This window comes from Streptomyces sp. NBC_00536, from assembly GCF_036346295.1.
Taxonomy (GTDB): domain Bacteria; phylum Actinomycetota; class Actinomycetes; order Streptomycetales; family Streptomycetaceae; genus Streptomyces.
Genome location: NZ_CP107819.1, coordinates 5,831,511 through 5,856,290, shown reverse-complemented (window position 1 = coordinate 5,856,290; position 24,780 = coordinate 5,831,511). Strand labels below are relative to the sequence as shown.

Below are 24,780 nucleotides of genomic sequence, written 5' to 3'. Positions count from 1 at the left end.
TGAATGAAGAGACCTGAGGCAGATCTCAGCGGAGGCGCTGGCTGATGACCTTCGACACCCCGTCGCCCTGCATCGAAACGCCGTAGAGGGCGTCCGCGACCTCCATCGTCCGCTTCTGGTGCGTGATCACGATCAGCTGGGAACTCTCCTGGAGCTCCTCCATGATCCGGATCAGCCGCTGCAGGTTGGTGTCGTCCAGAGCCGCCTCGACCTCGTCCATCACGTAGAACGGGCTGGGCCGGGCCTTGAAGATGGAGACCAGCAGGGCCACGGCCGTCAGCGAGCGTTCGCCGCCGGAGAGCAGCGAGAGCCGCTTGACCTTCTTGCCCGGCGGGCGGGCCTCCACGTCCACCCCGGTGGTGAGCATGTTGCCGGGATCGGTCAGGACCAGCCGGCCCTCACCGCCGGGGAAGAGCCGCGAGAAGACCCCCTCGAACTGCCGGGCCGTGTCGTGGTACGCCTCGGTGAACACCTGCTCGACGCGCTGGTCGACCTCCTTCACGACCTGAAGGAGGTCCGCCCGGGTCTTGCGGAGGTCTTCGAGCTGCTCGCTCAGGAACTTGTGCCGCTCCTCCAGCGCCGCGAACTCCTCCAGCGCGAGCGGATTGACCTTGCCGAGCTGCTGGTACGCCCGCTCGGCGGCTCGCAGCCGCTTCTCCTGCCGCGCCCGTACGAAGGGACCCGGCAGGAGGTCCGCCTCCTGCTCCTCGCCTTCGGCGGGCGGACTCGGGCGCACCGGCTGGTCCGGGCCGTACTCGGCGACCAGCCCGGCCGCCGCCACCCCGAACTCCTCCAGCGCCTTGGTCTCCACCTGCTCGATGCGCAGCCGCTTCTCCGCGCCGAGCACCTCGCCGCGGTGCACGGAGTCGGTGAGCTTGTCGAGTTCGCCCTTGAGGTCACGGCCGCGGGTACGGGCCTCCCCCAGCTCCTGCTCCCGGACCCCCTTCGCGGACTCGGCGGCCGTGCGCTCCCGGTCCGCGCGGCCCAGCGACACCTCGATGTGCGCCAGCAGCTGGCGGGCGCCGTCGGCCACCGCCGTGGCCACCCGGGCCTCGCGCCGCCGCCGGGCGGTGCGGCGCTCGGCCCGGGCGCGGGCCTCGCGCTCCGCCCGGGCCGCGCGGTCCAGGGAATCGGCCCTTCCCGTCAGTGCCTTGACCCGCTCCTCGTGGGTGCGCAGCAGCAGCCGCGCCTCCATCTCGGTCTGCCGGGCGTTGGCGCCGTCCGCCGCGAGCCGGTCGCGGACCGAGGCGTCCGGCTCCTCCTCCCCCGGCATCTCCTCGACCACGGCGAGCCGTTCGGCGCACTCCGCCACATCGGCCAGCGCTTGTTCCAGCGCGTCCTGGGCCTTGGCCGCGGCCGCGGCGCAGCGCTCGGCCTCGCCCGCCGCGCCCTTCGCCTGGCCGGAGAGCCGCCCGAGCTGCTGGGCCACCCCGGCCTTCGCCTGTTCGCCCGCGCGGCGCCGCTCGGCCAGTTCCTCGACCAGGTCCGCGCACTCCCGGCGGCGGGCCTCGGCGTCCACCCTGGCCCCGGCCAGCTCCCGGCACCGGACCTCCAGTCCGGCCAGGTCGGCGTCCGCCTCGTCGACGGCGGCCTGCACCTCGATGAGGCTGGGCGCTCCGGCGGACCCGCCCTGCGCCAGGTGCGCCCCGAGCACGTCTCCCGCGACGGTCACCGCGACCAGCTCGGGCCGCGCGGCCACCAGCGCCTCGGCATCCGCGAGCTCCGGCACCACCCGGTAGTCCCGCACGACCCACCCCACGGCCCGCCGCACCCCACCGTCCCCACCGACCAACTCCCCCACGGCCACCCCGAGGTCCAAGGTGCCCACCCCCGCCACGGGGCCCACCCCAGCCCCGCCGGGGCCCGGGGCAGAGCCCACCCCAGCCCCGCCTGAGCCCGAGGAGCCCACCCCAGCCCCGCCGGAGGCAACTCCCAGCCCGGCACGGTCAGACCCGGGGTCCGAAGCCGCGCCCACCCCGAACCCCTCGACGGGGGCCAAGGCGCCCACCCCAGCCCCGCCGGCGTTTGAGGCGCCGCCGGAGGCAACAACAGCCCGCCCGGCGCTTGAGGGCTCCGGAACACCGCCGGCCGCAGGGTCAGGACCGGGGTCCGGGGCCGCCGACTGGGGCGGGACCGTCGTCGGGGCGATCAGGAACGTCGCCCGGCCCGCGTCGGCACCCCGCAGATGCCGGATCGCGGCGGCGGCCGCCCCGGGCGAGGTCACGGCGAGCGCATCGGCCGCCGCACCCAGCGCCGCCGCGACCGCGACCTCGTACCCGGCGGCCACCGTCAGCCGCTGCGCCGCGGGCCCGAGCAGGCCCGCGAGCTGTTCCCGGGCCGCCAGCACCGCGCCGGTGCCGTCCTTGCGCCGCAGGCCCAGCGCCAGCGCCTCCCGCCGCGCCGACACCGCCGCGCGGGACCGTTCCGCCGCCGCCAGCGCGTCCCGGGCGCCCGTGAGCGCCTCCTCCGCCGCGGTCAGTTCCGTCCGCGCATGCTCGTACTCGGCCGCCACGGACTCCCCCGCGTCCAGCGCGCCGACCTCCTCGGCGAGGGCCTCGTACTCCTCGCGCGCGGCCACCGCCCGGGATTCCGCTTCGTCGCGGGCGGCGACCAGCCGGTCGATCTCCGCCTGCGCGGCCCCGGCCCGGGAGCGGGCCGAGCCCAGCCTTCCGGTCAGCCGGGCCAGCCCCTCGCGCCGGTCGGCGATGGCCCGCGCCGCGTCCCGCAGCCGCCGTTCCTCGCCCTCCAGCGCGCGTTCCAGTTCGGCCCGGTGCGCCGAGGTGTCCTCCAGCGCGCGGGTGGCGGCCTCCAGCGCGGCCGTCAGTTCCGCTTCCTGCTCGCGGATCCGGGCGGCCTCCTTCTCCAGGTCCTCGGGGTCGCGGCCGCGCCGCTCCTCCTCGACCGGGGCCGTCGCGCTCCTGACCCGTGCCTCGGCCAGCGAGTCCGTCCCGCGGACCCGTTCGGCGAGCTGTGACAGTTCGTACCAGGTCTGCTGCGCCCGCTGGAGCCGCGGCGTCAGCGCGCGGACGGCCTCCTCCAGGGCGGCCTCCCGGCGCAGCGCGTCGGCGAGTTCCGCTTCGGCCGATTCCTTGCGTTCCTTGAGCGCGGACTCGTCCGCGATCTCCGCGTCGAGCGCGCCGCGCAGGGTGACGAGGTCGTCGGCCAGCAGCCGCAGCCGCGCGTCCCGCAGGTCGGCCTGGATGACGGCGGCCCGCCGGGCCACCGCCGCCTGCCGCCCCAGCGGCTTGAGCTGGCGCCGCAGTTCGTCGCCGAGGTCCTGGACGCGTGCGAGGTTCGCCTGCATCGAGTCCAGTTTCCGCAGCGCCTTCTCCTTGCGCTTGCGGTGTTTCAGTACGCCCGCCGCTTCCTCGATGAAGGCGCGGCGGCCCATCGGATCGGCGTGCAGGACGGAGTCCAGCTGGCCCTGGCCGACGATGACGTGCATCTCGCGGCCGATGCCGGAATCGGAGAGCAGTTCCTGGATGTCCAGGAGGCGGCAGGTGTCGCCGTTGATCTGGTATTCGCTGCTGCCGCCGCGGAACATGATCCGGGTGATGGTGACTTCGGCATAGTCGATCGGCAGCGCGCCGTCGGAGTTGTCGATGGTCAGCGAGACCTCGGCGCGGCCGAGCGGCGGCCGGCCGGTGGTCCCGGCGAAGATGACGTCTTCCATCTTGCCGCCGCGCAGGGACTTGGCTCCCTGCTCGCCCATGACCCAGGAGAGCGCGTCCACCACATTGGACTTTCCTGAGCCGTTGGGGCCGACGACACAGGTGATGCCCGGCTCGAAGCGCAGGGTGGTGGCGGACGCGAACGATTTGAAACCACGCAGGGTCAGGGCCTTGAGGTGCACGCCGCCGGACTCTACCTTTCACGCCCGGTTTCACCCATGAAGGTGCAGGGCACATCTGACGTCAAAGGAAACGGCCCACCACCTGGCCCAATGGGAGAACGGCGAGCGGAAAGCAGGGCGAGCGGAAAGAAAGAAGGGACGCCGGAGCGTCCCTTGCAGATCAAGCGGTGCTGACAGTCGAGTGGGGCAGGCTGGCAGTCACAGCGACGAGATCGCGGATCAGGTGAGCGCAGGCTCCGCCTGGGGTACGTCGATGTCGATGCTGTCCAGCAGCAAATCTCCGTGCTGAGCGGCGGCCGCGTTCAGAGCGTCATTCTCGGACTGGATTCGTCCGAGTTCGGACTCGAGGTCCTGGACGCGCTGCTGAAGCCGTCGCATCTCGGCGAGGAGTCGCGGGTCGGAACCGCCGACGTAACCGAGAAGCGCCTTTGCCATGATGGATGGTCCTCCACACTGAGTGACCGACCGAAGCGGTGTGGGTCGTGAGGGAATCGCACCCGCGTTGTCCGGCAGTGGCTGTCAGTCACTGCGCTAAATACTGCCAACACTGCCAAACAGCTCAGGTGCGCGGGGCTTCCAGCGTCTCACCAAAAAGTTTGACGGTCAACACGATCACGCCCTGTATCGGCGGGCAGCCCGTTTCCCCCAAGGGGAACGGAGATCATCCGCATCTCCGAGCCTTCCACGAATGACCACACTCGGCAACGTATGCGCAGTTCCGGCGGTATACAGATGTGATCAGTACATGATCACCGGATCGCGAACCCGTCGTAACCGCCGCGCGGAATTCCCCAGATCTCGGTCACGCCGTCCACCCGCCCGGGCGTGTCGGCGGAGCGCAGCCAGTCGAGCAGCCGGTGGCAATTCTCACGTTGACCTTCGGCGACGACCTGTACCCGCCCGTCGTCGAGGTTGAGCGCGAAGCCCACGAGGTCGCCGATCTCCAGCGCATTGGCCCTGGTGAACCAGCGGAAGCCCACTCCCTGTACCCGGCCGCGTACCCAGGCGGTGACCCGGACATGTTCATTCATGCGTGAACGCTAACCGGGCCATCGGATTCCGGTCACCTCGCCCCCGCGGCGCCATGGGCTACAGTCGCGCCTCAATGCTCACCCATTTGGGTGAGTAACGGTTGATCTTGGAAGGTGCAGCCGATGGGACGCCACCGACTCCCCGCGCCACAGCGCGACGGCCGCGGCATGCGCGGCGGCACCGCCGTGCGCACCGGCCTGCTGGGCGCCTGCGTGGCAGTGGTCCTCGGGACCGCCGCCGTGACCACCGGACTGGTGCCGGTCGGCGGCAGCTTCCCCTACGTCGGCAGCGGCGCGGACACCGGCGCCAAGGCCGAGGCCAAGGGCCCGGCGACCGGAGACGGTACCGGGGACACCTCCGGGCAGCGTGGCCTGGCGAACCTTTCCGGCCGCTCCCCCGACGCCCCGTCCCCGTCCGGCGGCCCGTCGGGCTCCACGTCACCGTCGCCGTCACCGTCGGCCTCGGCCTCCGCCTCGCCGAGCCCCTCCGCTTCCGCGTCGGCTTCGGCCTCCCCCGCGCCCGCGCCGTCGACGAAGGCCCCGCAGGTGCCCGTACCGGCGCCCCCCAAGCCGCCGAAGCCGGCCGATCCGCCGCCCGCCAAGCCCTCGGTCCCCGCCTCCGGCGGGGGCTCCTCCGAGGAGGCCGCCGTCCTGACGCTGGTGAACGTGGAGCGGGCGAAGGCGGGCTGCGGTCCGGTCCGCGCGAACCCGCCGCTGGCCTCGCTCGCGAGCGCCTTCAGCAAGGACATGGCCGTACGCGGCTTCTTCGACCACACCGACCCCGACGGCAGGACCCCCTGGGACCGCGCCTCGAACGCCGGGATCACCAGCCTCGGCGGCGAGAACATCGCCCGGGGCCAGGGTGACGCCGACTCGGTGATGAAGGCATGGATGGACAGCCCGGGTCACCGGGCCAACATCCTCAACTGCGAGTACCGCACCCTCGGCGTCGGCGCGTACTTCGCCTCCGGCGGCCCCTGGTGGACCCAGGACTTCGGCTTCTAGCCGGTCCGGCCCGCACGGTTCACACCGTTCAGGCGGCGAGCGCGGCGCGGCCCGCGAGGAAGACGCGGGTCGTCTCGGTGACGCGGCGGCCGAGGTGCTCGGCGGTCAGCAGGTCCGCCTTGTGCACGCCCTCGACGCCCTGGTCCGAGTTGCTCTGCGCGGCGGCGCCGTCGAAGAACCCGAGGCGGTTGATGTCGTTCTCGGAGGCGGTGCTGGCGTTCCAGCCCGGCTTCAGGCCGAGGTTGACCCAGTTCATGCCGTGCTGCGCGGCCAGCGTCTGGAAGTAGTCCAGGGTGTTGCCCTTGTCGCCGCTCTTGGAGGCGGAGTTCGTGAAGCCCGCGGCCAGCTTGTCCAGCCAGGCGTCCCCGAACCAGCGCTTCGAGGTGGCCTCGGCGAAGACGTGGAAGGCGCCGGAAGCGGTGCCCATGTAGGTCGGGGAGCCGAAGACGATCGCGTCGGAGGCGTCCAGGAGCGCCCACTGGGCGTCGTCGATCTCGTCGACCTTGATCAGGTGCACGGTCGCGCCCGCGTCGGCGGCGCCGGCCCGGACGGCCTCGGCGACCACGGTGGTGTGCCCGTAGCCGGAGTGGTAGGCGATCGAGACGACGGGGGTGGGGAGGGAAGCGGACACGGTGGATCTCCTCTGGAACGTGGTGGTGCGTCGAGAGAAGGTAAGCACTAACTTTTAGAAAGCACAAGCTACGAGTTAGCGCTGTGCGGGAGTAGCCTGTTCGTCATGGAGACCCCTGTCTGTACCGAAACCGCCGGAGCGGCCGAACTACCGTTCGACGTTTTCGCGCGCGACTGCCCGTCCCGGGAGACCTTGGAGCACGTCACCGGGCGCTGGGGCAGCCTGACCGTCGGCGCCCTCCACGACGGAGCGCGCCGCTTCAACGAACTGCGCCGCCGGGTCGACGGGGTGAGCGAGAAGATGCTCTCCCAGACCCTGCACGCGCTGGAGCGCGACGGCATCGTGCACCGCGAGGCGCAGCCGACGAACCCGCCCCGCGTGGACTACGAGCTGACCCCGCTCGGCCGGGAGATCGCCGAGCGGCTGCTGTCGCTGATCCACTTCGTCGAGGGCAGCATGACCCCGGTCCTGGCAGCCCGGCAGTCCTACGACGAGACGCGCGGCGGGCGCTGACAGCGCGGGCAGAAGTAGCTGGACCGGTTCATCCAGGGGCGGCGGCGCATGGGCGTGCCGCAGCGCCTGCACGGTTCGTCCTCGCGTCCGTACGCGTCGAGCGAGCGGTCGAAGTAACCCGACTCCCCGTTCACATTGACGTAGAGGCTGTCGAAGCTGGTGCCGCCGACGGCGAGGGCCGCGTTCATCACGTCACGGACGTGCCCGAGGAGTTCCTGGCTCCGGGGGCGCGTGAGGGTGGCGGTGGGGCGCTCGTAGTGCAGCTTGGCGCGCCACAGCGCCTCGTCCGCGTAGATGTTGCCGATGCCGCTGATCAGGGACTGGTCCAGCAGCGCCCGCTTGAGCGTGGTCCGCTTGGCGCGCAGCGCCGCGTGGTAGACGGCCTCGTCGAAGGCCGGGTCCAGGGGGTCGCGCGCGATGTGCGCGATGACGTCCGGGAGCCCGTCCGCGCTGTCGTCGACGGTCCGGTGCAGCGAGAGCCCGCCGAAGGTCCGCTGGTCGACGAAGCGCAGCTCGGTGCCGGTGGAGTCCGCGAAGCGGACCCGGATGCGCAGGTGCTTCTCGTCGGGGGCCCCGGTGGGCTGCACCAGGAGCTGGCCGCTCATGCCGAGGTGGGCCAGTACGGACAGGTCCCGGTCGTCCAGGGGCAGCCACAGGTACTTGCCGCGCCGCTGGGGGGCGCCGATGGTCCGGCCCGCGAGGCGCGCCGCGAAATCGGCGCCGCCGCCGGGGTGGCGGCGTACCGCGCGGGGGTGCAGCACCTCGACGGATCCGACCGTCCGCCCGGCCACCCAGCGCGCCAACCCGCGCCGCACGACTTCGACTTCGGGCAGCTCGGGCACGGTGTCTCCTCCGACGGGGCGGTCATTCTCGGCTCGCCCCGAGCCTACCGCCGCACGTAATCAGGCTGGGAAACAGGCCCGGAAACGGGTCCGCCCGCCCCTGCCGGAGCAGGGGCGGGCGGGGAAACTCCCGAAGGAAGGTCAGGCCGTCGGCGTCGGGTCGGCGGGCGTCGGCGCCCCGCCGTCCTCGGCCGGAGCCTCGGCGACAGCCGGTGCGGCGGCGGCAGCGGCTTCCGCCGCGATCCGCCCGTCCGCCTTGGCGCGAATACCGCGCCACGCGGACTCCGCAGCCTGCTGTTCCGCTTCCTTCTTGCTGCGGCCGGTGCCGGTGCCGTACGAGACACCACCGACGCGAGCAGCAGCGGTGAAGGTCTTCTCGTGGTCCGGTCCCGTCTCGCTGACCAGGTACTCGGGTACGCCGAGCCCCTCGGCCGCGGTCAGTTCCTGGAGACTGGTCTTCCAGTCCAGGCCTGCGCCGAGGTTCGAGGACTTCTCGATGAGCGGGTCGAAGAGCCGGTGAACCAGCTCCGAGGCCGCGTCGAGACCCTGGTCGAGATAGACAGCGCCGATCACCGCTTCAAGGGTGTCGGCGAGGATGGAGGCCTTGTCCCGGCCGCCCGTGCCTTCTTCGCCCCGGCCCAGCCGGATGAAGAGACCGAGTTCGAGCCCGCGCCCGACCTCCGCCAGCGCACGCGAATTGACCACAGCGGCCCGCAGTTTGGCCAGTTGGCCTTCCGGCAGGTCCGGGTGGGTCCGATAGAGCGTGTCCGTGACCACCAGGCCGAGCACGGAGTCCCCGAGGAACTCCAGCCGCTCGTTGGTGGGCAGACCGCCGTTCTCGTACGCGTACGAACGGTGGGTCAGTGCACGCACCAGAAGGGCGGACTCGAGGTGATACCCGAGCCGCCCTTCCAGAAGCGTGTGGGACGAGGCCGCGTTGTTCGTGTCTGCCTGCGTTTGGCCGCCGGCAAGCTCAGACATTGCGCCTCTCACCAGCCCGCTCAGACCTCGAGGACCTGGCGCTTGTTGTAGGTGCCGCAGCTCGGGCACGCAATGTGCTGGAGCTTCGGCTCCTGGCAACGCTCACACGAAACCAGGGTGGGGACCGCAGCCTTCCACTGCGACCGGCGGTGGCGCGTGTTGCTGCGCGACATCTTCCGCTTCGGAACAGCCACGGCTACTTCTCCTGCTTCTCGGCGGCGCGCTGGACGTCAGATGCGGCGCCGCTCATGTTGTCCTTCTCGTCGTCCTGATCGGTCACGACGAGTCCCTGCAACGCCGCCCAACGGATGTCGGTGGCGTCATGGTGGTGGTCCGGGTCGTCGTTCAGACTGATCCCGCATTCGGGACACAGTCCGAGACAGTCCTCCCGGCACACCGGCTGCAGCGGCAGTGCGAGCACCACCGCATCACGCAGCACTGATTCGAGGTCGAACAAGCCGTCCTCGATGAAGAGCCTGTCCTCGTCATTCTCAACGTCGTCGCCCGGTTCCGCTTTTGCGCGGCCCCGGTCGTCGGCGTCAGGGTACGAGAACATCTCCTGGAAGTCCGCCTTGAGCTCGCGCTCCACGGCCTCCAGACACCTTACGCACTCTCCGGCGGCCAGTGCACGGGCGGTGCCTGTGACAAGCACCCCTTCCATGACCGACTCCAGCCGGAGCCTCAGCTTCACCGGCGCGCCTTCCGGCACTCCGATGACGTCCGCGAGACCGAAGTCCCCGGGCGCCGCGATCTCGCGGGTCAGCCGCAGCAACGCACCAGGACGCCGACCCAGCTCGTGCGTATCGAACACGAGGGGGTTGCGGTGGTCGAGGTGGGTGTTCAGGGCTGGTCCAACTTTCAGAAATCGCACAGCTGTATGCCGCTTGCGGGCAGCAAGGATCGCGTCGCATACGCGCGACCGAAGAGCCAGGATACCCGCCGCTTCGCTCTGAGCCCAATCCGGGACCGGACCGCCGGCGGGAGTCCCTCAGCGGCCCTGCTCGTACTGGCGCAGCTGGTCCAAGTTGATCATGCTCGTGTCGAAGAAACTGGTCTCGTCGAGTGCCTGCTGCGCGGACTGCTGCGGGTGCTGCGCCTGCTGGTGCGGCTGACCGTGCTGCGGCTGCTGGTGCTGGTGCTGTTGCGGGTGCTGCGCCTGCTGCTCGTAGGCGGCGTACGGGTCCGGCTGCTGCGGGTGCTGCGGCTGGTACGCGGCGTACGGATCCGGCTGCTGCGGGGACGGCTGGTAGCCGTAGGGATCCTGGTACCCGTATCCGTCCGGCCGGCCCACGGGCTGCGCGGGCTGCTGCTGGTAGGAGTAGGCCTCGTAGACGGGTTCCCGCGCCGGCTGGGACTGCTGCTGCTGCTGCGGAATCACCGCCACCGGTTCCGCCAGACCGGCCAGGAAGTCCGCGTCGCTCGTCGTGTGCTGCTGCCCGCCCGCCGCGTCCTGGGCCGCCATGTGCGCGCCCAGATCGTCCGTGGGCGTCCGGCCGAGCAGCTTCTGCCGGCCGCGGCCGACCGCCTCCAGGGTCTTGGACAGCACCGCCTCGAAGGTGGCCAGCTTCGTGTCGACGTAGGCGTCGGCCTGCTGCCGCTGGGTCTCCGGGTCCTGGCTGCGCTCCGGCGCCTCCGCGTCCGCGAACCCGTGCTCGTCCAGCCCCGGGCCGCGCCCCAGCAGCTTCTCGCGGCCGCGGTCCACGGACCCGATGGTCTTGGAGAGGACCACCTCGAAGTTGGCGAGCTTGCTGTCGACGTAGTCGTCGGCCTCGGCCCGGATCTCCTCGGCCTCCCGGCGGGCCTCCGCCAGGATCCGGTCCGCCTCGCCCTGCGAGCGCCGCGCGACCTCGGTGTCGGAGACCAGCGAGCCCCGCTGGGCGTGCGCGGACTCGATGATCCGGTCCGCCTCGCGGCGGGCCTCCTCGACCATCTGCTCGCGGCCGCCGATCAGCTCCCGCGCCTGGGCGAGGGAACCGGGCAGCGCCAGGCGCACCTCTTCGAGCTGCGCCAGCAGCTCGGCGCGGTTGATCACGCACGAGGCGGACATGGGCATGGACCGGGCTCCGCCGACCGACGCGACGATCTCGTCGAGCTTCTTCTGCACGTCCACGGTGGCTCGCACTCTCTCGGCCTCAGGCGGTTCCTGAGACGGACGGGACGACTGTACGGCCCCCGGGTGGCCGCCCGACAGCGCGTCGCGCGCCGTCAGTTGCCGTGCAGCCGTTCCATCAGCGCGGTGTGGACGAAGGAGGGCAGCAGGTGGGAGACGTCGCCGCCCCAGGTCGCCACCTCCTTGACCAGGGAGGAGGACAGGAAGCTGTAGGTCGGGTTGGTCGGCACGAAGAGCGTCTCGACCCCGGTCAGGCCCATGTTCATCTGGGCCATCTGCAGCTCGTAGTCGAAATCACTGACCGCACGCAGGCCCTTGACGATGGCGGGGATGTCCCGCTGCTTGCAGAAGTCGACGAGCAGCCCGTGGAAGGACTCGACCTCGACGTTCCCGTAGTCGGCGGTGGCCTCGCGGATCAGCTCGATCCGCTCCTCGACGGTGAACAGGCCCTGCTTCGACTGGTTGATCATCACGGCGACATGCACGACGTCGTAGAGCCTGGCGGCTCTGCCGATGATGTCGAGGTGTCCGTTGGTGATGGGGTCGAACGACCCCGGACAGACGGCGCGGCGCAACTGAAGTCCCTCGCTCTCCGGTGCGGGCATCATGACTCTTCGCTGGTGAAGGCGGCGCGACCGTACCAAAGGGTGCCTTCGCCGTACCGCCGGGAGCGGAGCGGCTCGAAACCGTCGGGCCAGGGGAACGCACCGCTTCTGGTGCTGCGTTCCACGGTGACGAGCGCATCGCCGGTGAGCCAGGCATTCGACCGGAGTGTGAGCAGGATCTCCGCAAGATCGTCATGCGCGACGTCGTACGGCGGGTCCAGGAAAACGATGTCGTACGGGTCCCCGCCCGCCCGGACCGCCACGATCTGTTCCGCTTTGCCCGCCCGGAACTCGGCGCCCGGCAGGGCCAGCGTCTGGATGTTCTCGCGGATCGCCTTGGCGGCCTTGGCGTCGGCCTCCACGAGCAGGGCGTGCGCGGCGCCGCGGGAGAGGGCCTCCAGGCCGACCGCGCCGGAGCCCCCGTACAGGTCCAGGACCCGGGCTCCGCCGACTCCGTGCAGCGACTCCCAGGTGGAGAAGAGGCCTTCGCGCATCCGGTCGGAGGTGGGCCGGGTGCCGGTGCCGGGCGGCACGGCGAGGCGCCGCCCACCGGCGGTGCCGGCGATCACGCGGGTCATGTGGGGGTCCTTCGGTCAGGGAATGCTCGCGGCTCCACGATAGGACCTCCCCGAGGGGACCTCCTGGTCAGCCCTTCTCCAGGTACTGCTCGCGCTCGGTGTCGAGCAGGGCGTCGAGTGCGGTCAGCAGGCCGGGCAGAGCGGTCAGCTCGGGGTCGGCGGCGACGACCCGGGTGGCCTCCTCGCGGGCCTGCGCGATGACCTCCTCGTCCTCGATGACGGACAGCATCCGCAGCGAGGAGCGCACGCCCGACTGCGCCTGGCCGAGGACATCGCCCTCGCGGCGCTGTTCGAGGTCGATCCGGGACAGTTCGAAGCCGTCGAGGGTGGCGGCGACGGCGGCCAGCCGGGCCCGGGCGGGACTGGCCTCGTGCATCTCGCTGACCAGCAGGCACAGCCCGGGGGCGGAGCCGCGGCCGACGCGGCCGCGCAGCTGGTGGAGCTGGGACACCCCGAACCGGTCCGCGTCCATGATCACCATGACGGTGGAGTTCGGTACGTTCACCCCCACCTCGATGACGGTCGTGGCGACCAGCACCTTCACCTCGCCCGCCGCGAAGCGCCGCATCACGTCGTCCTTGTCGGCCGGGTCCATCCGGCCGTGCAGCACCTCGACGGACACCCCGGCCAGCGGCCCCTTGGCCAGCTGCTCGGCGATCTCCAGCACGGCCAGCGGCGGCCTCTTGTCCCCGTCCTCCTCCGCGGCGGCCTTCTTCTTGGCGGCCTTCGGGTCGTCCTCGCCGTCGCCGATGCGCGGGCACACCACATAGGCCTGGTGCCCCTTCTCCACCTCCTCGCGGACCCGCTCCCAGGCCCGGGTGAGGAAGTGCGGCTTGTCCTTGGCGGGCACCACGTGGGTGGCGATCGGGGAACGCCCGGCCGGGAGCTGGTCCAGGACGGAGGTCTCCAGGTCGCCGAAGACGGTCATCGCTACGGTGCGCGGGATCGGGGTCGCGGTCATCACGAGCAGGTGCGGGGGCTGCTTGCCCTTGGAGCGCAGGGCGTCGCGCTGTTCCACGCCGAACCGGTGCTGTTCGTCGACCACGACGAGCCCGAGGTCGTGGAACTTGACCTTGTCCTCGATCAGGGCGTGGGTGCCGATGACGATCCCGGCCTCGCCGGTGATCAGGTCCAGGAGCGCGCGCCGCCGCGCGGCCGTCCCCATGGAACCGGTGAGCAGCACCACCTTGGTCCCCAGATCGGACCCGCCGAGCTGCCCGCCCTCGGCGAGGTCGCCCATCATTTCGGTGATGGACCGGTGGTGCTGCTGGGCGAGCACCTCGGTGGGCGCGAGCATCGCCGCCTGCCCCCCGCAGTCGACGACGGCGAGCATCGCCCGCAGCGCGACCATCGTATTGTGCGTCACGGTGAAGTTGTCGGTGACGTACGCCCGGCTCGGGTGCTTGACGCTGATGCACTGGACCGGCTTGCGGCCGACGTATTCGATGGCGCGGATGCCGCGCCGGAAGTTCTTGTACTTGGTCCGGGGCGCCATCCGGTTCGCCTTCCGTGACAGCCGGAAGGGCCCGAACTCCTCGGGCAGGGTCAAAGCGACCTCGAACGCGCTCTTCTTCGGCCGGATCCGGGCACGTCCTCCCAAGGACCGGACGAGCCACGCGACGTCCTCGGCCAACCGCTCCGATGCCGAGCAGAACGTGATCCCGAGTCCCGTCTTCCCGATCGTGCCGTCCGTGTCCATGAGCCCCTGCAGGACGGCCAGGCGCTCCTTGACCGGGGCGTTCAGGTAGGGCTCCGGGACGAACTTGTCGTGCGAGGTCAGTCCCCACAGGCCCAGCACGCGCAGTGCCTGGATCACGGGATTGCGCCGTGTGCCGCCCTTCGGCCCGCTCATGGCGATCGTGAAGTCGCACAGGGCGCCCGGTACCTCGACCAGTCCACATCCGGGTGCCACAGCGGCGCCGACAGCCGCGCGGATCTCGTCGTCCGTCGTGGAGAGCCGCAGGTTGTGGCGGAACGAACCGTCGCCGATGAGCACGCCCAGCAGGTACGGGTCGAGCGGCCGGTCGCCGCCACCCTCCAGGTCCGCGGGAGCGGCCTCCGGGAGGTACCACTTCGACGACCCGTTGGCCTTCAGCAGATCGTTGCGGATCTCGCTGGTCGTGAGGACCTTGGGCTGCTCGCCACGGGCCCACGCGCAGCTCGTGGCCACGATCCACAGATGCTCGTCGTCACACTCGACGGTGGTCCCGTCGGAGAGTGCGAGCCGCCACACGTCTCGGACGCCTTGTGGATGGACGCTCTCGATCACAGCGATCTCGCCCGTCGGTACGACCACTTCGGCGCCCGCCTCCATCTCGCCCATGAGGCGGAAGCCCGACGGAGTCAGCACCTGGGCGTCGAGCGGCTGCGCCTTGCCCGAGCCGACCTCGCCCTGGAGGAGGCGGTGCATGGGGTGGTCGGTGGCCAGGTCGTCGAAGATCTCGCGGGAGACCGTGAGCTGGCCGTCGGTGAGGGTGAAGGGGAGCTTGGCGTCGAAGGCGTCCAGCAGGCCGCCGGGGGCGGGGCGGCGGGGGACGGCGGGGAGCAGGGTGTCCGCGTGCCGGCGGCGGGCCAGGGCGACCTGGAGGACGAAGGCCTCGTCCCACTTGAGCCGCTGGCGCGCGGCCTCGACGTCGGCCTTGGTGCGCGGCCGGTGGATCTTGAGCAGGGCTTCGGTGAGCGGCAGCATCCCGCGGCCGTCGCGCAGCGCGGGCGGCAGCGGGTCCACGGCTTCCTGGGCGCTGGGCAGGACCGCGTCGACGGCCTTGGCGATCTTCCAGGACTCCAGCTGTTTGCAGGCCGGGTAGATCGGGATCAGCTGCTGGGCGAAGGCGTCGACCGCCTCGGCGGTGGTGGCGTCCACGCCGAGGGGTTCGTAGGCGGGGTGGGCGAGCTGGAGCTTGCGGTTGAACATCGAGACCTTGCCCGCGAACATCGCGCGGCTGCCGGGGAGCAGGTCCTTGTGCGGTTTGTGGACGCCCGCGCCGAAGAAGACGAGCTGGAGCCGGCCGCTGCCGTCGGTGATGGTCACCTCCAGCCGTTTGCCGCGCCCGCCGTTGAAGGTGAGCACGCGGGCGTCGGCGACCTGGGCGACGACGGTGACGTGTTCGTCGATCTGGTCGGCCAGCTCCGCCAGCGAGGTCAGCTCGCCGCGCTCGGCGTACCGGCGCGGGTAGTGGTGCAGCAGGTCCAGGGCCGTGTGCAGGCCGAGCTGCTCGGCCAGCACCTTGGCGGTGGCGGGGCCGAGGGTCTTCTTGAGATCTTCGTCGAGCGCGGGCACCCGTTCATTGCACACCATGCCTGTGACAACGGGGGCATTCGACCCCCGCGGGCCCGCTGCCGGTCCGCTCCTCGACGCCTTACTCGACGCCGATGAGCAGGGGTGCGGAGTACCGCCCGCCCCGGTAGGTGAGGGTGTCCACGGCCAGGTGCCCGTGCTGTACGTAGGCCTCCAGGCGGGCGGCGAGCGCGTCCGGCACCTCGGGTCCCAGGACCAGGGTGACGAGTTCGCCGCCGGAGCCCAGCATCCGTTCCAGGACGGCCTCGGCGGTCTCCGCCAGCGCGGATCCGATGACGGCGACGTCCCCGTCGATGAGCCCGAGGACGTCCCCGGCCTGGCAGATGCCGGCCGAGGTGAAGGACTGCCGTTCGGCGATGGCGAGTTCGCCGTGCCGGGTGGCTCCGGCGGCCGCGGTCATGGCGACCACGTCCTCGTCGAAGGCGGCCTCGGGGTCGTGCACGGCGAGGGCGGCGAGGCCCTGGACGGCGGACCGGGTGGGGATGACGGCGACCCGTACGCCGTCGGCGCGCGCCGCTTCGGCGGCGGCCGTGGCGGCCGCGCGCTGTTCGGTGCCGCCGGGCAGCAGGACCACTTCGCGGGCGTGGGCGCGGCGCACGGCGGCGGCGATCTCGGCGGCGGCGGGCGGTTCGCCGGGCAGGACGAGCACGGTGGTCGCGCCCGCCTCCTGGCAGAGCCCGGCCAGTCCCTCGCCCTGGACGACGGCGACCACGGCCCGCTGGGCGCGCTCGGTGCGGGCGCGGCGCCGTTCGTCGCCGAAGTGGGTGATGCGGATCCGGTAGGGCCGTCCGGCGACCACTCCGGCCTCCACGGCGGCGCCGGGGTCATCCACGTGGACGTGGACGTTCCACAGGCCGTCGCCGCCGACGACGACGAGCGAGTCGCCGAGCCCGTCCAGCGCCGCGCGCAGGGTGTCGACGGCCGTTTCGGGGGCTTCGAGCAGGTAGATCACCTCGTACCCGGGCCCGTCGGGCTCCTCGGCACAGGGCTGCGGCCGTGCCGGTACGGCCACGGCCCGGCCGCGCACCGGCTCCAGGGCGACCTCCTGTCCGGAGAGGGCCTGCCACAGCGCCCCGAGGACGGCGACGACGCCGCAGCCTCCCGCGTCCACGACCCCGGCCCGGCCCAGCGCGGCGAGCTGTCCCGGGGTCTCGGCGAGGGCGGCGCGGGCCCCGTCGTAGGCGGCCCGGGCCACGTCGGCGGCGCTCGCGGCGGCCGCGTCGGCGGTGCCCGCGGCCCGCGCGGCCGCGGCGGCGACGGTGAGCATGGTGCCCTCGACGGGGTGCGCGACGGCCTGGTAAGCCGATTCCGCGGCCCGGGCCAGCGCCCCGGCCAGCAGTCCGCCGGACGCCGCCCCGCGCGGTTCCCCGCCGAGTACGTCGGCCACCCCGCGCAGCAGCTGCGCGAAGATCGTCCCGGAGTTCCCCCGGGCGCCTATGAGGGCGCCGTGGGCGTAGGCCCGTACGGCCACGGCCAGCGAGGTCGCGTCGGCATCGGAACTCTCGTCGGAACCGGCGGCCGGCGCTGTGCCCTCGCTCACATCCCCGGTGTTCCCGAAGGCGGCCTCCAGCTCGCGCGCGGCCGAGCAGGCGGTCAGGTAGAGGTTGGTCCCGGTGTCGGCGTCGGCGACCGGATAGACGTTGATCGCGTCGATGTCCTCGCGGGCCCGGCCCAGTGCGGTCAGGGTCAGGGAGCTCCAGGTGCGCACCGCGTCGGCGTCCAGGGTGAGCGGCTCGTGCGGCACCGGGTGTTCCTCCTTGGGCGGGCGAGGGTTCACCGCAGGGTAACCAAGGACCGCCCCTGTTCCGGGGCGGACCCGGGGAGCACCCGGGGCGGGGCCCGTGGCGGCCATGGTAGTTTTCTTGGACGGACGCAGTCGTTGTATGCTGCTCCGGTTGCCCGATGAGAGTCGGGCCATTCCCCCGGCAAACCACTTCAGATCTCTGATTCCGGTGCGCCGGTTTCACTGTAATTGCATCTGAAGTCTTTGGAGTGACCTGTGGCTGCCAACTGCGACGTTTGCGCCAAGGGGCCGAGCTTCGGCAACAGCATCTCCCACTCGCACCGCCGCACCTCGCGTCGCTGGAACCCGAACATCCAGCGCGTCCGTGCCGTGGTCAATGGGACGCCGAAGCGCCTCAACGCCTGCACCTCGTGCATCAAGGCCGGCAAGGTCTCGCGCTGACGCCTTCCGTCGTCGTAAGCGCAGCCCTTCCGGTTGCCAAAAAGTCCGGTCCACCTCGGTGGACCGGACTTTTGCCTTTCCCGCACCGCGTACGTACGGCCGCCCCGGATTCGCTTCCGGGGCGGCCGTACGTCGTTACCGGCCGCCCCTACCGCGAGCGCCAGGCGTGGTCCACCGGGCCGATGCCCGCGCCGAGGGGGAAGCCGCCCGCGATCGCGCCCGTGACGTACTCCTTGGCCGCGGTGACCGCCGCCGGGACGTCCAGGCCCTTGGCCAGGCCCGCGGCGATCGCGCTCGCCAGGGTGCAGCCGGTGCCGTGCGTGTGCCGGTTGCCGTGCCGGGGGGCCCGCAGCCACAGCTCCGTGGCACCGTCGCTCAGCAGGTCCACCGCCTCGCGGTCGGCCGCGAGGTGGCCGCCCTTGACCAGGACCCAGCGCGGCCCGTACCCCAGCACCGCGTCGGCGGCCCGCCGCATGTCGTCCTCGCTCTCCACCCGGACGCCCGTGAGCTGCGCCACCTCGTCGAGGTTCGGGGTGGCCACGGTGGCCACCGGCAGCAGCAGCTCCCGTACGGCCGCCAGCGCGGACGCAGCGAGCAGCGCGTCCCCGTGCTTGGAGACCCCGACCGGGTCCACCACGGCCGGGGCCGCGGTGTCCGCCAGCAGCGCGGCCACCGTCTCCACCAGGACCGCGGAGGAGAGCATGCCGGTCTTGACCGCCCCGACCCCGATGTCGTCCACCACGGCCCGGTACTGGGCCGTCACGGCCTCCGCGGGCAGTTCCCACACCCCGCGCACCCCGAGGGAGTTCTGGGCGGTCACGGCGGTGATCACGCTCATCCCGTGCACCCCGAGCGCCATCATGGTCTTGAGGTCGCCCTGGATGCCCGCCCCGCCGCCGGAATCGGATCCGGCGACGGTCAGGCACAGCGGTGGCGCACCGCTCATCGCGGGGGTTCCTGCGCGGGGTCGGCGCCGAAGTGGTCCCAGCCGCCGGTGCTGGTCCAGGGCGCGCCGTCCACGGTCACCTGGGGCAGCGCGGACCGGTTGAGCACCTCGCCGATGACCTTCCAGCGGGCCGGGAGCTTCACGTCGGGCGGGAAGGTCGCCACGATCGCGTGGTCCTCTCCTCCGGTGAGCACCCACTGGAGCGGGTCGACGCCGACGGCCTGCCCGATGTCGTGCATCTGGGTCGGGATGTCGACGGCGGCCGAGCGCAGGTCGATGCGGACCTTGCTGGCCTCGGCGATGTGCCCGAGGTCGGCGACCAGGCCGTCGCTGACGTCCGTCATGGCGGTGGCGCCGAGTCCGGCGGCCGCGGGGCCCGCGTGGTACGGCGGTTCCGGGCGCCGGTGCGCCTCGACGAAGGCCCGCGGGGAGCGGAACCCCCGGGAGAGCACCGCGAAGCCGGCCGCCGACCAGCCGAGCCAGCCGGTGACGGCGACGACGTCGCCGGGCCGGGCGCCGGAGCGCAGGACCGGGTCGTGGTTGCGCAGGTCGCCGAGGGCGGTGATGGCCACCGTGATGATGTCCCCGCGGACGACGTCCCCGCCGACCACGGCCGCGCCCGCGACCTGGCATTCGTCGCGCAGCCCGTCCATCAGCTCGGTCGGCCAGGTGACCGGCAGCTCGGCCGGTACGACGAGGCCGAGCAGCAGCGCCGTCGGCACCGCGCCCATGGCGGCGATGTCGGCCAGGTTCTGGGCGGCGGCCTTGCGTCCGACGTCGTAGGCGGTGGACCAGTCGCGCCGGAAGTGCCGTCCCTCCAGCAGGATGTCCGTGCTGGCCACGACGCGCCGGTCGGGCGCGGACACGACGGCCGCGTCGTCACCGGGCCCGAGCCGGACCGCCGGGGTGGTGGTCAGCCGTGAGGTCAGCTCCTTGATGAGCCCGAACTCCCCCAGCTCGCCGACAGTGCCCTTCATCGCTGTGCTCCTTCTGGCCCAGTCCGCTTGCGGTCGCGAGCCGTCTCAGCTCTGGGTACCGTCAACAGATACGTCAACTTCTGCTCCCCGTACGCCCCGCTGCGCGTGGCACCGGGCCCGCGGGTCTCCCCGTGACGCTCGGCGACGCGGTACCGTGGCGTCCCTTTCTCCCCGGGGCCGGGACATCCCACCCGAAGATTAGGGGAAATGATCCTCGCGGCCGCTCTGGAGGTTCCGTGGTACAGGCGTACATCCTCATCCAGACCGAGGTGGGCAAGGCATCGGTGGTGGCCGAATCGATCGGCCGGATCCAGGGGGTGATCCAGGCCGAAGACGTGACGGGGCCGTACGACGTGATCGTGCGCGCCCAGGCCGACACCGTGGACGATCTCGGCCGCATGGTGGTCGCGAAGGTCCAGCAGGTGGAGGGCATCACCCGCACCTTGACCTGCCCGGTCGTCCATTTGTAGCCCCCGTCTACTCTTGGCCGGTGATGTCCCTCCACCGCCGGCCCGTCCGTCTGCTGGCACTGCCCGCCCCGATGGCCGTACTCGCCGTGGCAGTCCTCGCGGGCTGCTCCCCGGGTACCGCCGGGGCCCGGGTGGCTCCCCCGCCCGCGCCGCCCGCCGATGTCGCGGGGCTCTGTGCCACGCTGCACAAGGAGCTTCCGGACACGGTGGCCGGCCTGAAGCGTTCCGCTGCCGAACCGCCGTCCGACCTGACCGCCGCGTGGGGCGGCTCGGCGATCGTACTGCGGTGCGGTATCCCCAAGCCCCCCACGATGTCGGATCCGAAGCAGGACGGCGTCGAGGTCAACGGTGTGGGGTGGCTCCTGGAGCCGCTCGACGGTGGCGGTTTCCGCTTCACCACCGGGCTGCGGCTCGCGTACACCGAGGTCACGGTGGACAAGGAGCACGCCACGGACACCGGTTTCCTGGTGCCGCTGTCGGCCGCCGTGAAGAAGTCGGTGCCCGAGGGCATCTCCTCCTACTGAGCCTTTTGCCCACTGAGCCTTTTACCCACTGGGCCTTTTACCGAGAACCGCCCGCCGGATCATGACCCGGCGGGCGGTCTCTCGTACGTGCGGTCCTGCTAGCGCAGGCCGGTGGAGCGGCGCAGGGCCGCCTGGATCAGGCGGTCCACCAGCTCCGGGTACTCGATGCCGGTCTCCTGCCACATCCGCGGGTACATGGAGATGGGGGTGAACCCCGGCATCGTGTTGATCTCGTTGATGACGAAGGTGCCGTCCTCGGTGAGGAAGAAGTCGGCGCGCACCAGGCCCTCGCAGGACGCGGCCTCGAAGGCCTCGACGGCGAGCCGCTGGACCTCGGCGGTCTGCTCCGGGGTCAGCGGAGCGGGGACCAGACCGGAGGCGGAGTCGATGTACTTCGCCTCGAAGTCGTAGAAGTCGTGGCTGGAGACCGGCGGGATCTCGGCGGGCACGCTCGCGCGCGGGCCGTCCTCGAACTCCAGCACGCCGCACTCGATCTCGCGGCCGCGCAGCAGCGCTTCCACGATGACCTTCGGGTCGTGCCGCTGGGCTTCCTTGAGGGCGTCGTCCAGGCCGGACGGGTCGTCGACCTTGGTGATGCCGATGGAGGACCCGGCGCGGGCGGGCTTGACGAAGAGCGGCCAGCCGTGTTCGGCGGCGAAGGCCACGATCTTCGCGCGGGCGGCGCTCTCGTCGCGCTCCCACTCCCGGGGACGGATGGTCACGTACGGGCCGACCGGCAGCCCGAAGGAGGTGAACACCCGCTTCATGTAGTCCTTGTCCTGGCCGACGGCCGAGGCGAGGACGCCCGAGCCGACGTACGGGATGCCGGACAGTTCGAGGAGGCCCTGGAGGGTGCCGTCCTCGCCGTAGGGGCCGTGCAGGACGGGGAAGACGACGTCGACCTCGCCCAGCGCCTTGGGCACGGCGCCGGGTTCGGTGTAGACGACCTCGCGGCTGGCCGGGTCGACCGGGAGCACCACGGCGCCCTCGGCGGAGTCGGACAGCTCCTCGACGCTGGGGAGCTTGCGGTCGGTGATGGCCATCCGCTCCGGTGCGTCGGCCGTCAGGGCCCACCGGCCGTCCGTGGTGATGCCGATGGGCAGCACCTCGTACTTGGACCGGTCGATGGAGCGCAGAACCGCGCCCGCCGTGACGACCGAGATGGCGTGTTCGGAGCTGCGGCCGCCGAACACGACGGCCACGCGCGGCTTGCGACCCTGCTGGTCAGGGCTCTGGGGGAGGTTCTGGCTGCTCATATCGGTCCGAGGGTACCCGGTCCGCGTACCGGAACGGAGTCAGCGGCGTTCCGGTTTGGCACTGCGGCCCATGAGTTCCTTCAGCGCGACCATGGGCGGCTTGCCGTGATGGACGATGTCGACCACGGTGTCCGTGATGGGCATGTCCACTCCGTGGCGGCGGGCCAGATCGGCCACCGACTCGCAGGACTTGACCCCCTCCGCGGTCTGCTTGGTGACCGCGATGGTCTCCTCCAGGGTCATCCCGCGGCCGAGGTTGGTGCCGAAGGTGTGGTTCCGGGAGAGCGGCGAGGAGCAGGTGGCGACCAGGTCGCCGAGGCCCGCGAGGCCGGAGAAGGTGAGCGGGTCGGCGCCCATCGCCAGGCCCAGCCGGGTCGCTTCGGCGAGGCCGCGGGTGATCAGGGACCCCTTGGTGTTGTCGCCGAGGCCCATGCCGTCGGCGATGCCCACCGCGAGCCCGATGACGTTCTTGACGGCGCCGCCCAGCTCGCAGCCGATGACGTCGGTGCTGGTGTACGGGCGGAAGTACGGGGTGTGGCAGGCGGCCTGGAGCCGCTGGGCGACGCCCTCGTCGACGCAGGCGACCACGGCGGCGGCGGGCTGGCGGGCGGCGATCTCGCGGGCCAGGTTGGGGCCGGTGACCACGGCGACGCGTGCGGAGGGGACCTTCGCGACCTCTTCGATGACCTCGCTCATCCGCTTGGCGCTGCCGAGTTCGATGCCCTTCATCAGGGAGACGAGCACGCTGTCGGCGGGGAGCAGCGGGGCCCATGCGGCGAGGTTGCCGCGCAGGGTCTGCGAGGGGATCGCGAGGACGACGAAGTCGGCGCCCCGGGCGGCCTCGGCCGCGTCGGTGGTGGCGCGCATGTTCTCGGGCAGCTCGACCCCGGGGAAGTAGTCCGGGTTGGAGCGGCCGGTGTTGATGGCGTCGACCACTTCGGCGCGGCGGCCCCACAGGACCACCTCGCAGCCCGCGTCGGCGAGCACCATGCCGAAGGCCGTGCCCCACGAGCCGGTCCCGAACACGGCCGCCTTGACGGTACGCGTCACTTGTTGCCCTCCCCCGCGGCTTTGCGCCGCTGTTCCACCCTGGCCTTGCGGTGGTCGTACGGCTGCGCGGGAGCGGTCTCTCCGCGCAGTTCCTCCAGCAGCTCCGTGATGGCCGCCATGATGACTTCGGTGACCGCCTTGAGGACGTCCGGCGTGGGTTCCCGGCCGTAGAACCCGGAGAGGTCCACGGGCGGTCCGGCGAGCACCTGGAGGGTCTTGCGCGGGAAGAGCCGGACCTTGTTCTCCTTGGCGTACGGCGGCACCGCGAGGTTCGCGCCCCACTGGGCCACCGGGATGACCGGGGCCTTCGTCAGCAGGGCCACCCGGGCGGCGCCGGTCTTGCCGGCCATGGGCCACTGATCGGGATCGCGGGTGAGGGTGCCCTCCGGGTAAAAGGCCACGCATTCGCCGCGTTCGATGGCGTCCACGGCCGCCCGGAATGCGTCCAGGGCGTTCGTGGTCTCCCGGTAGACGGGGATCTGTCCGGATCCGCGCAGGATCGAACCGACAATCGGTACCTTGAAGAGGGCGGCCTTCGCGAGCAATCGGGGCACCCGGCCGGTGTTGTACTGGAAGTGCGCGTAGGAGAGCGGGTCCAGATACGAGTTGTGATTGACGGCGGTGATGAATCCGCCCTCGGCCGGAATGTGCTCCATTCCCTGCCAGTCCCGCTTGAAGAGCACTACCAGCGGCGGTTTTGCGATGACCGCCGCCAGGCGGTACCAGAAGCCGATTCTGCGGCGGGACACTCGGACACCTTCCTCTAGGACCGGTGCGCGGCTTGGGCACCCGGCCGGGCCCGGACAAGTCTCTCCCCAGGTCCGGTCTCTGTCGAGAACACCGTACGCCCCGGTTGTGCTCCCGGGCCGCCGGGCTGCCCGGGAGCGGGGTGACAATGGCCGACGTATGTGCGAGAACGCGTCGATGACACCTCCACGGGGAAGGGGCCGGCCCTGAACGCCGTCTGGAGCCTGGTGATCCCGCTCAAGCCGCTGTCCGTGGCCAAGAGCCGTCTGGCGGCGGCCGCCGGGGCCGACCGGCCACGGCTCGCCCTGGCGTTCGCCCAGGACACGGTGGCGGCGGCGCTGGCCTGCGCCGCGGTCCGGGATGTGGTGGTCGTCACGGACGACCCGCTGGCCGGGGCGGAACTGGCCGCGCTGGGCGCGCGGATCGTGGCGGACCGTCCTGCGGCGGGGCTCAACGCGGCGCTGGCCCATGGCGCGCGGGCGGTCCGCGGGGTCCGGGCGGGGGCGGCGGTGGCCGCGATGAACGCGGATCTGCCCGCGCTGCGGCCGGCGGAATTGCTACGGGTGCTCGATAACGCGGCGGCATTTCCCCGGGCATTCCTGGCGGATGCGGCAGGAATCGGGACGACGTTGCTTTCCGCTGCGCCAGACGTGGAATTGTCCCCCGCGTTCGGCGGCCCGTCACGGGCCCGGCATTCCGCGTCGGGAGCGGTGGAAATCACACTCCGGGACGTCGACAGCGTGCGCCGGGACGTGGATACGGCGGCGGATCTGCGCGAAGCCCTGCTGCTGGGCCTGGGTCCGTACACGGGCCGTTACGGGGCCGGGCTGCGGGCCGGTCCGCCCGCGGTCCGCCCGGAAGCCCGATAACCGCTCGCGACCGCCCCGCGAAAGACCGGTGCCGCGGGAGAGCGCCTAAGCTGCGCTCATGCAGGCAACGGCATTCACCTACGACTCCCAGACCCGCGGCGGAAGCGTGCTGCTGGACGACGGCACCCCGGTGCCCTTCGGGGCCGCGGCGTTCGACGCGGGCGGCCTGCGGCTGCTGCGCGCCGGGCAGCGGGTGCGGATCGAGACCGAGGGCGAGGGCGCGGGGCTGCGGATCACCCTGATCACCCTGCAGACCTTCGTATAGGGGCGGGACAGCACCGCGGGCCGGCCCCCCTCCGTGGGGGGCCG

At 71.8% G+C, this 24,780-nt stretch carries 25 protein-coding genes; 7 read left to right on the top strand and 18 right to left on the bottom strand.

Features of this window, described 5'->3' with window-relative positions:
* Positions 1-25: 25 nt before the first annotated feature.
* From OHS33_RS26215 to OHS33_RS26205, 3 genes are all read right to left on the bottom strand, one after another.
* Positions 26-3,853 (bottom strand): AAA family ATPase, encoded by a 3,828-nt coding sequence (locus OHS33_RS26215; protein ID WP_330332854.1) that lies wholly within the window; start codon positions 3,851-3,853, stop codon positions 26-28.
* Between the two features lie 219 nt (positions 3,854-4,072).
* Positions 4,073-4,288, bottom strand: a complete 216-nt coding sequence (locus OHS33_RS26210) for a hypothetical protein (RefSeq protein WP_283460000.1) — start codon at positions 4,286-4,288, stop codon at positions 4,073-4,075.
* Positions 4,289-4,602: 314 nt separating this feature from the next.
* Positions 4,603-4,884, bottom strand: a complete 282-nt coding sequence (locus OHS33_RS26205; RefSeq protein ID WP_283459998.1) for an acylphosphatase — start codon at positions 4,882-4,884, stop codon at positions 4,603-4,605.
* A 123-nt stretch (positions 4,885-5,007) separates the two neighbouring features.
* On the opposite strand from OHS33_RS26205, the gene OHS33_RS26200 reads away from it, so the two are divergent.
* Positions 5,008-5,889: a CAP domain-containing protein gene (locus tag OHS33_RS26200; RefSeq protein WP_330332853.1), complete on the top strand. Its 882-nt coding sequence runs from the start codon at positions 5,008-5,010 to the stop codon at positions 5,887-5,889.
* A 28-nt stretch (positions 5,890-5,917) separates the two neighbouring features.
* Here OHS33_RS26200 and OHS33_RS26195 read toward each other — a convergent pair whose 3' ends face one another.
* Positions 5,918-6,520, bottom strand: a complete 603-nt coding sequence (locus OHS33_RS26195) for a flavodoxin family protein (protein ID WP_330332852.1) — start codon at positions 6,518-6,520, stop codon at positions 5,918-5,920.
* A 105-nt stretch (positions 6,521-6,625) separates the two neighbouring features.
* On the opposite strand from OHS33_RS26195, the gene OHS33_RS26190 reads away from it, so the two are divergent.
* On the top strand, positions 6,626-7,033 hold the full coding sequence (locus OHS33_RS26190; protein ID WP_330332851.1) for a winged helix-turn-helix transcriptional regulator: 408 nt from the start codon (positions 6,626-6,628) through the stop codon (positions 7,031-7,033).
* On the opposite strand, the gene mutM is transcribed toward OHS33_RS26190, so the two are convergent.
* The 9 genes from mutM to OHS33_RS26145 all read right to left on the bottom strand — a co-directional run bounded on the left by mutM (position 7,006) and on the right by OHS33_RS26145 (position 17,191).
* Complete coding sequence (gene mutM / locus OHS33_RS26185; protein WP_330332850.1) at positions 7,006-7,875, bottom strand: bifunctional DNA-formamidopyrimidine glycosylase/DNA-(apurinic or apyrimidinic site) lyase; 870 nt, start codon at positions 7,873-7,875, stop codon at positions 7,006-7,008. The genes OHS33_RS26190 and mutM overlap by 28 nt on opposite strands.
* A 141-nt stretch (positions 7,876-8,016) precedes the next feature.
* Entirely contained in the window at positions 8,017-8,856 is an 840-nt protein-coding gene (rnc, locus tag OHS33_RS26180; RefSeq protein ID WP_330332849.1) for a ribonuclease III, read from the bottom strand.
* Positions 8,857-8,876: 20 nt separating this feature from the next.
* The gene (rpmF, locus tag OHS33_RS26175) at positions 8,877-9,050 is read right to left on the bottom strand and encodes a 50S ribosomal protein L32 (protein ID WP_003965982.1); all 174 of its coding nucleotides are present in this window, start codon (positions 9,048-9,050) and stop codon (positions 8,877-8,879) included.
* Between the two features lie 2 nt (positions 9,051-9,052).
* Complete coding sequence (locus OHS33_RS26170) at positions 9,053-9,718, bottom strand: YceD family protein (RefSeq protein WP_330335209.1); 666 nt, start codon at positions 9,716-9,718, stop codon at positions 9,053-9,055.
* Positions 9,719-9,844: 126 nt separating this feature from the next.
* Entirely contained in the window at positions 9,845-10,966 is a 1,122-nt protein-coding gene (locus OHS33_RS26165) for a cell division initiation protein (RefSeq protein WP_330335208.1), read from the bottom strand.
* Positions 10,967-11,061: 95 nt separating this feature from the next.
* Positions 11,062-11,541 (bottom strand): pantetheine-phosphate adenylyltransferase, encoded by a 480-nt coding sequence (gene coaD / locus OHS33_RS26160; RefSeq protein WP_330335207.1) that lies wholly within the window; start codon positions 11,539-11,541, stop codon positions 11,062-11,064.
* A 29-nt stretch (positions 11,542-11,570) separates the two neighbouring features.
* On the bottom strand, positions 11,571-12,149 hold the full coding sequence (rsmD, locus tag OHS33_RS26155; RefSeq protein WP_330332848.1) for a 16S rRNA (guanine(966)-N(2))-methyltransferase RsmD: 579 nt from the start codon (positions 12,147-12,149) through the stop codon (positions 11,571-11,573).
* 67 nt (positions 12,150-12,216) lie between these two features.
* Entirely contained in the window at positions 12,217-15,447 is a 3,231-nt protein-coding gene (locus tag OHS33_RS26150; protein WP_330332847.1) for a helicase-related protein, read from the bottom strand.
* Between the two features lie 61 nt (positions 15,448-15,508).
* Positions 15,509-17,191, bottom strand: coding sequence for a DAK2 domain-containing protein (locus tag OHS33_RS26145; RefSeq protein WP_330332846.1), 1,683 nt, complete (start codon positions 17,189-17,191; stop codon positions 15,509-15,511).
* Positions 17,192-17,446: 255 nt separating this feature from the next.
* On the opposite strand from OHS33_RS26145, the gene rpmB reads away from it, so the two are divergent.
* The gene (gene rpmB, locus OHS33_RS26140) at positions 17,447-17,632 is read left to right on the top strand and encodes a 50S ribosomal protein L28 (protein WP_073911113.1); all 186 of its coding nucleotides are present in this window, start codon (positions 17,447-17,449) and stop codon (positions 17,630-17,632) included.
* Between the two features lie 148 nt (positions 17,633-17,780).
* Here the strand turns inward: rpmB and thiD are convergent, their stop codons facing one another.
* Positions 17,781-18,578: a bifunctional hydroxymethylpyrimidine kinase/phosphomethylpyrimidine kinase gene (gene thiD, locus OHS33_RS26135; RefSeq protein WP_330332845.1), complete on the bottom strand. Its 798-nt coding sequence runs from the start codon at positions 18,576-18,578 to the stop codon at positions 17,781-17,783.
* Positions 18,575-19,555 carry a thiamine-phosphate kinase gene (locus OHS33_RS26130; protein WP_330332844.1) on the bottom strand — a complete coding sequence of 327 codons (981 nt, stop codon included), beginning with the start codon at positions 19,553-19,555 and terminating at the stop codon, positions 18,575-18,577. Before OHS33_RS26130 ends, thiD begins: the two co-directional genes overlap by 4 nt.
* A 236-nt stretch (positions 19,556-19,791) precedes the next feature.
* On the opposite strand from OHS33_RS26130, the gene OHS33_RS26125 reads away from it, so the two are divergent.
* Both OHS33_RS26125 and OHS33_RS26120 read left to right on the top strand, forming a co-directional pair.
* On the top strand, positions 19,792-20,025 hold the full coding sequence (locus tag OHS33_RS26125) for an Lrp/AsnC ligand binding domain-containing protein (protein WP_330332843.1): 234 nt from the start codon (positions 19,792-19,794) through the stop codon (positions 20,023-20,025).
* A 23-nt stretch (positions 20,026-20,048) separates the two neighbouring features.
* Positions 20,049-20,549, top strand: coding sequence for a DUF3515 domain-containing protein (locus OHS33_RS26120; RefSeq protein WP_330332842.1), 501 nt, complete (start codon positions 20,049-20,051; stop codon positions 20,547-20,549).
* Positions 20,550-20,647: 98 nt separating this feature from the next.
* Here OHS33_RS26120 and OHS33_RS26115 read toward each other — a convergent pair whose 3' ends face one another.
* From OHS33_RS26115 to OHS33_RS26105, 3 genes are read right to left on the bottom strand one after another with little or no spacing between them, the layout of a single operon-like run.
* The gene (locus tag OHS33_RS26115) at positions 20,648-21,805 is read right to left on the bottom strand and encodes a D-alanine--D-alanine ligase family protein (RefSeq protein ID WP_330332841.1); all 1,158 of its coding nucleotides are present in this window, start codon (positions 21,803-21,805) and stop codon (positions 20,648-20,650) included.
* A 39-nt stretch (positions 21,806-21,844) separates the two neighbouring features.
* Positions 21,845-22,855: an NAD(P)H-dependent glycerol-3-phosphate dehydrogenase gene (locus OHS33_RS26110; protein WP_330332840.1), complete on the bottom strand. Its 1,011-nt coding sequence runs from the start codon at positions 22,853-22,855 to the stop codon at positions 21,845-21,847.
* Positions 22,852-23,604: a lysophospholipid acyltransferase family protein gene (locus OHS33_RS26105; protein ID WP_330332839.1), complete on the bottom strand. Its 753-nt coding sequence runs from the start codon at positions 23,602-23,604 to the stop codon at positions 22,852-22,854. The genes OHS33_RS26110 and OHS33_RS26105 overlap by 4 nt, the downstream gene beginning before the upstream one ends.
* Positions 23,605-23,763: 159 nt before the next feature.
* Here OHS33_RS26105 and cofC point away from each other — a divergent pair, with 159 nt between their 5' ends.
* Both cofC and OHS33_RS26095 read left to right on the top strand, forming a co-directional pair.
* Positions 23,764-24,471 (top strand): 2-phospho-L-lactate guanylyltransferase, encoded by a 708-nt coding sequence (gene cofC, locus OHS33_RS26100; RefSeq protein ID WP_330332838.1) that lies wholly within the window; start codon positions 23,764-23,766, stop codon positions 24,469-24,471.
* A 58-nt stretch (positions 24,472-24,529) separates the two neighbouring features.
* Positions 24,530-24,736, top strand: a complete 207-nt coding sequence (locus OHS33_RS26095) for a hypothetical protein (RefSeq protein ID WP_330332837.1) — start codon at positions 24,530-24,532, stop codon at positions 24,734-24,736.
* Positions 24,737-24,780: the final 44 nt, after the last annotated feature.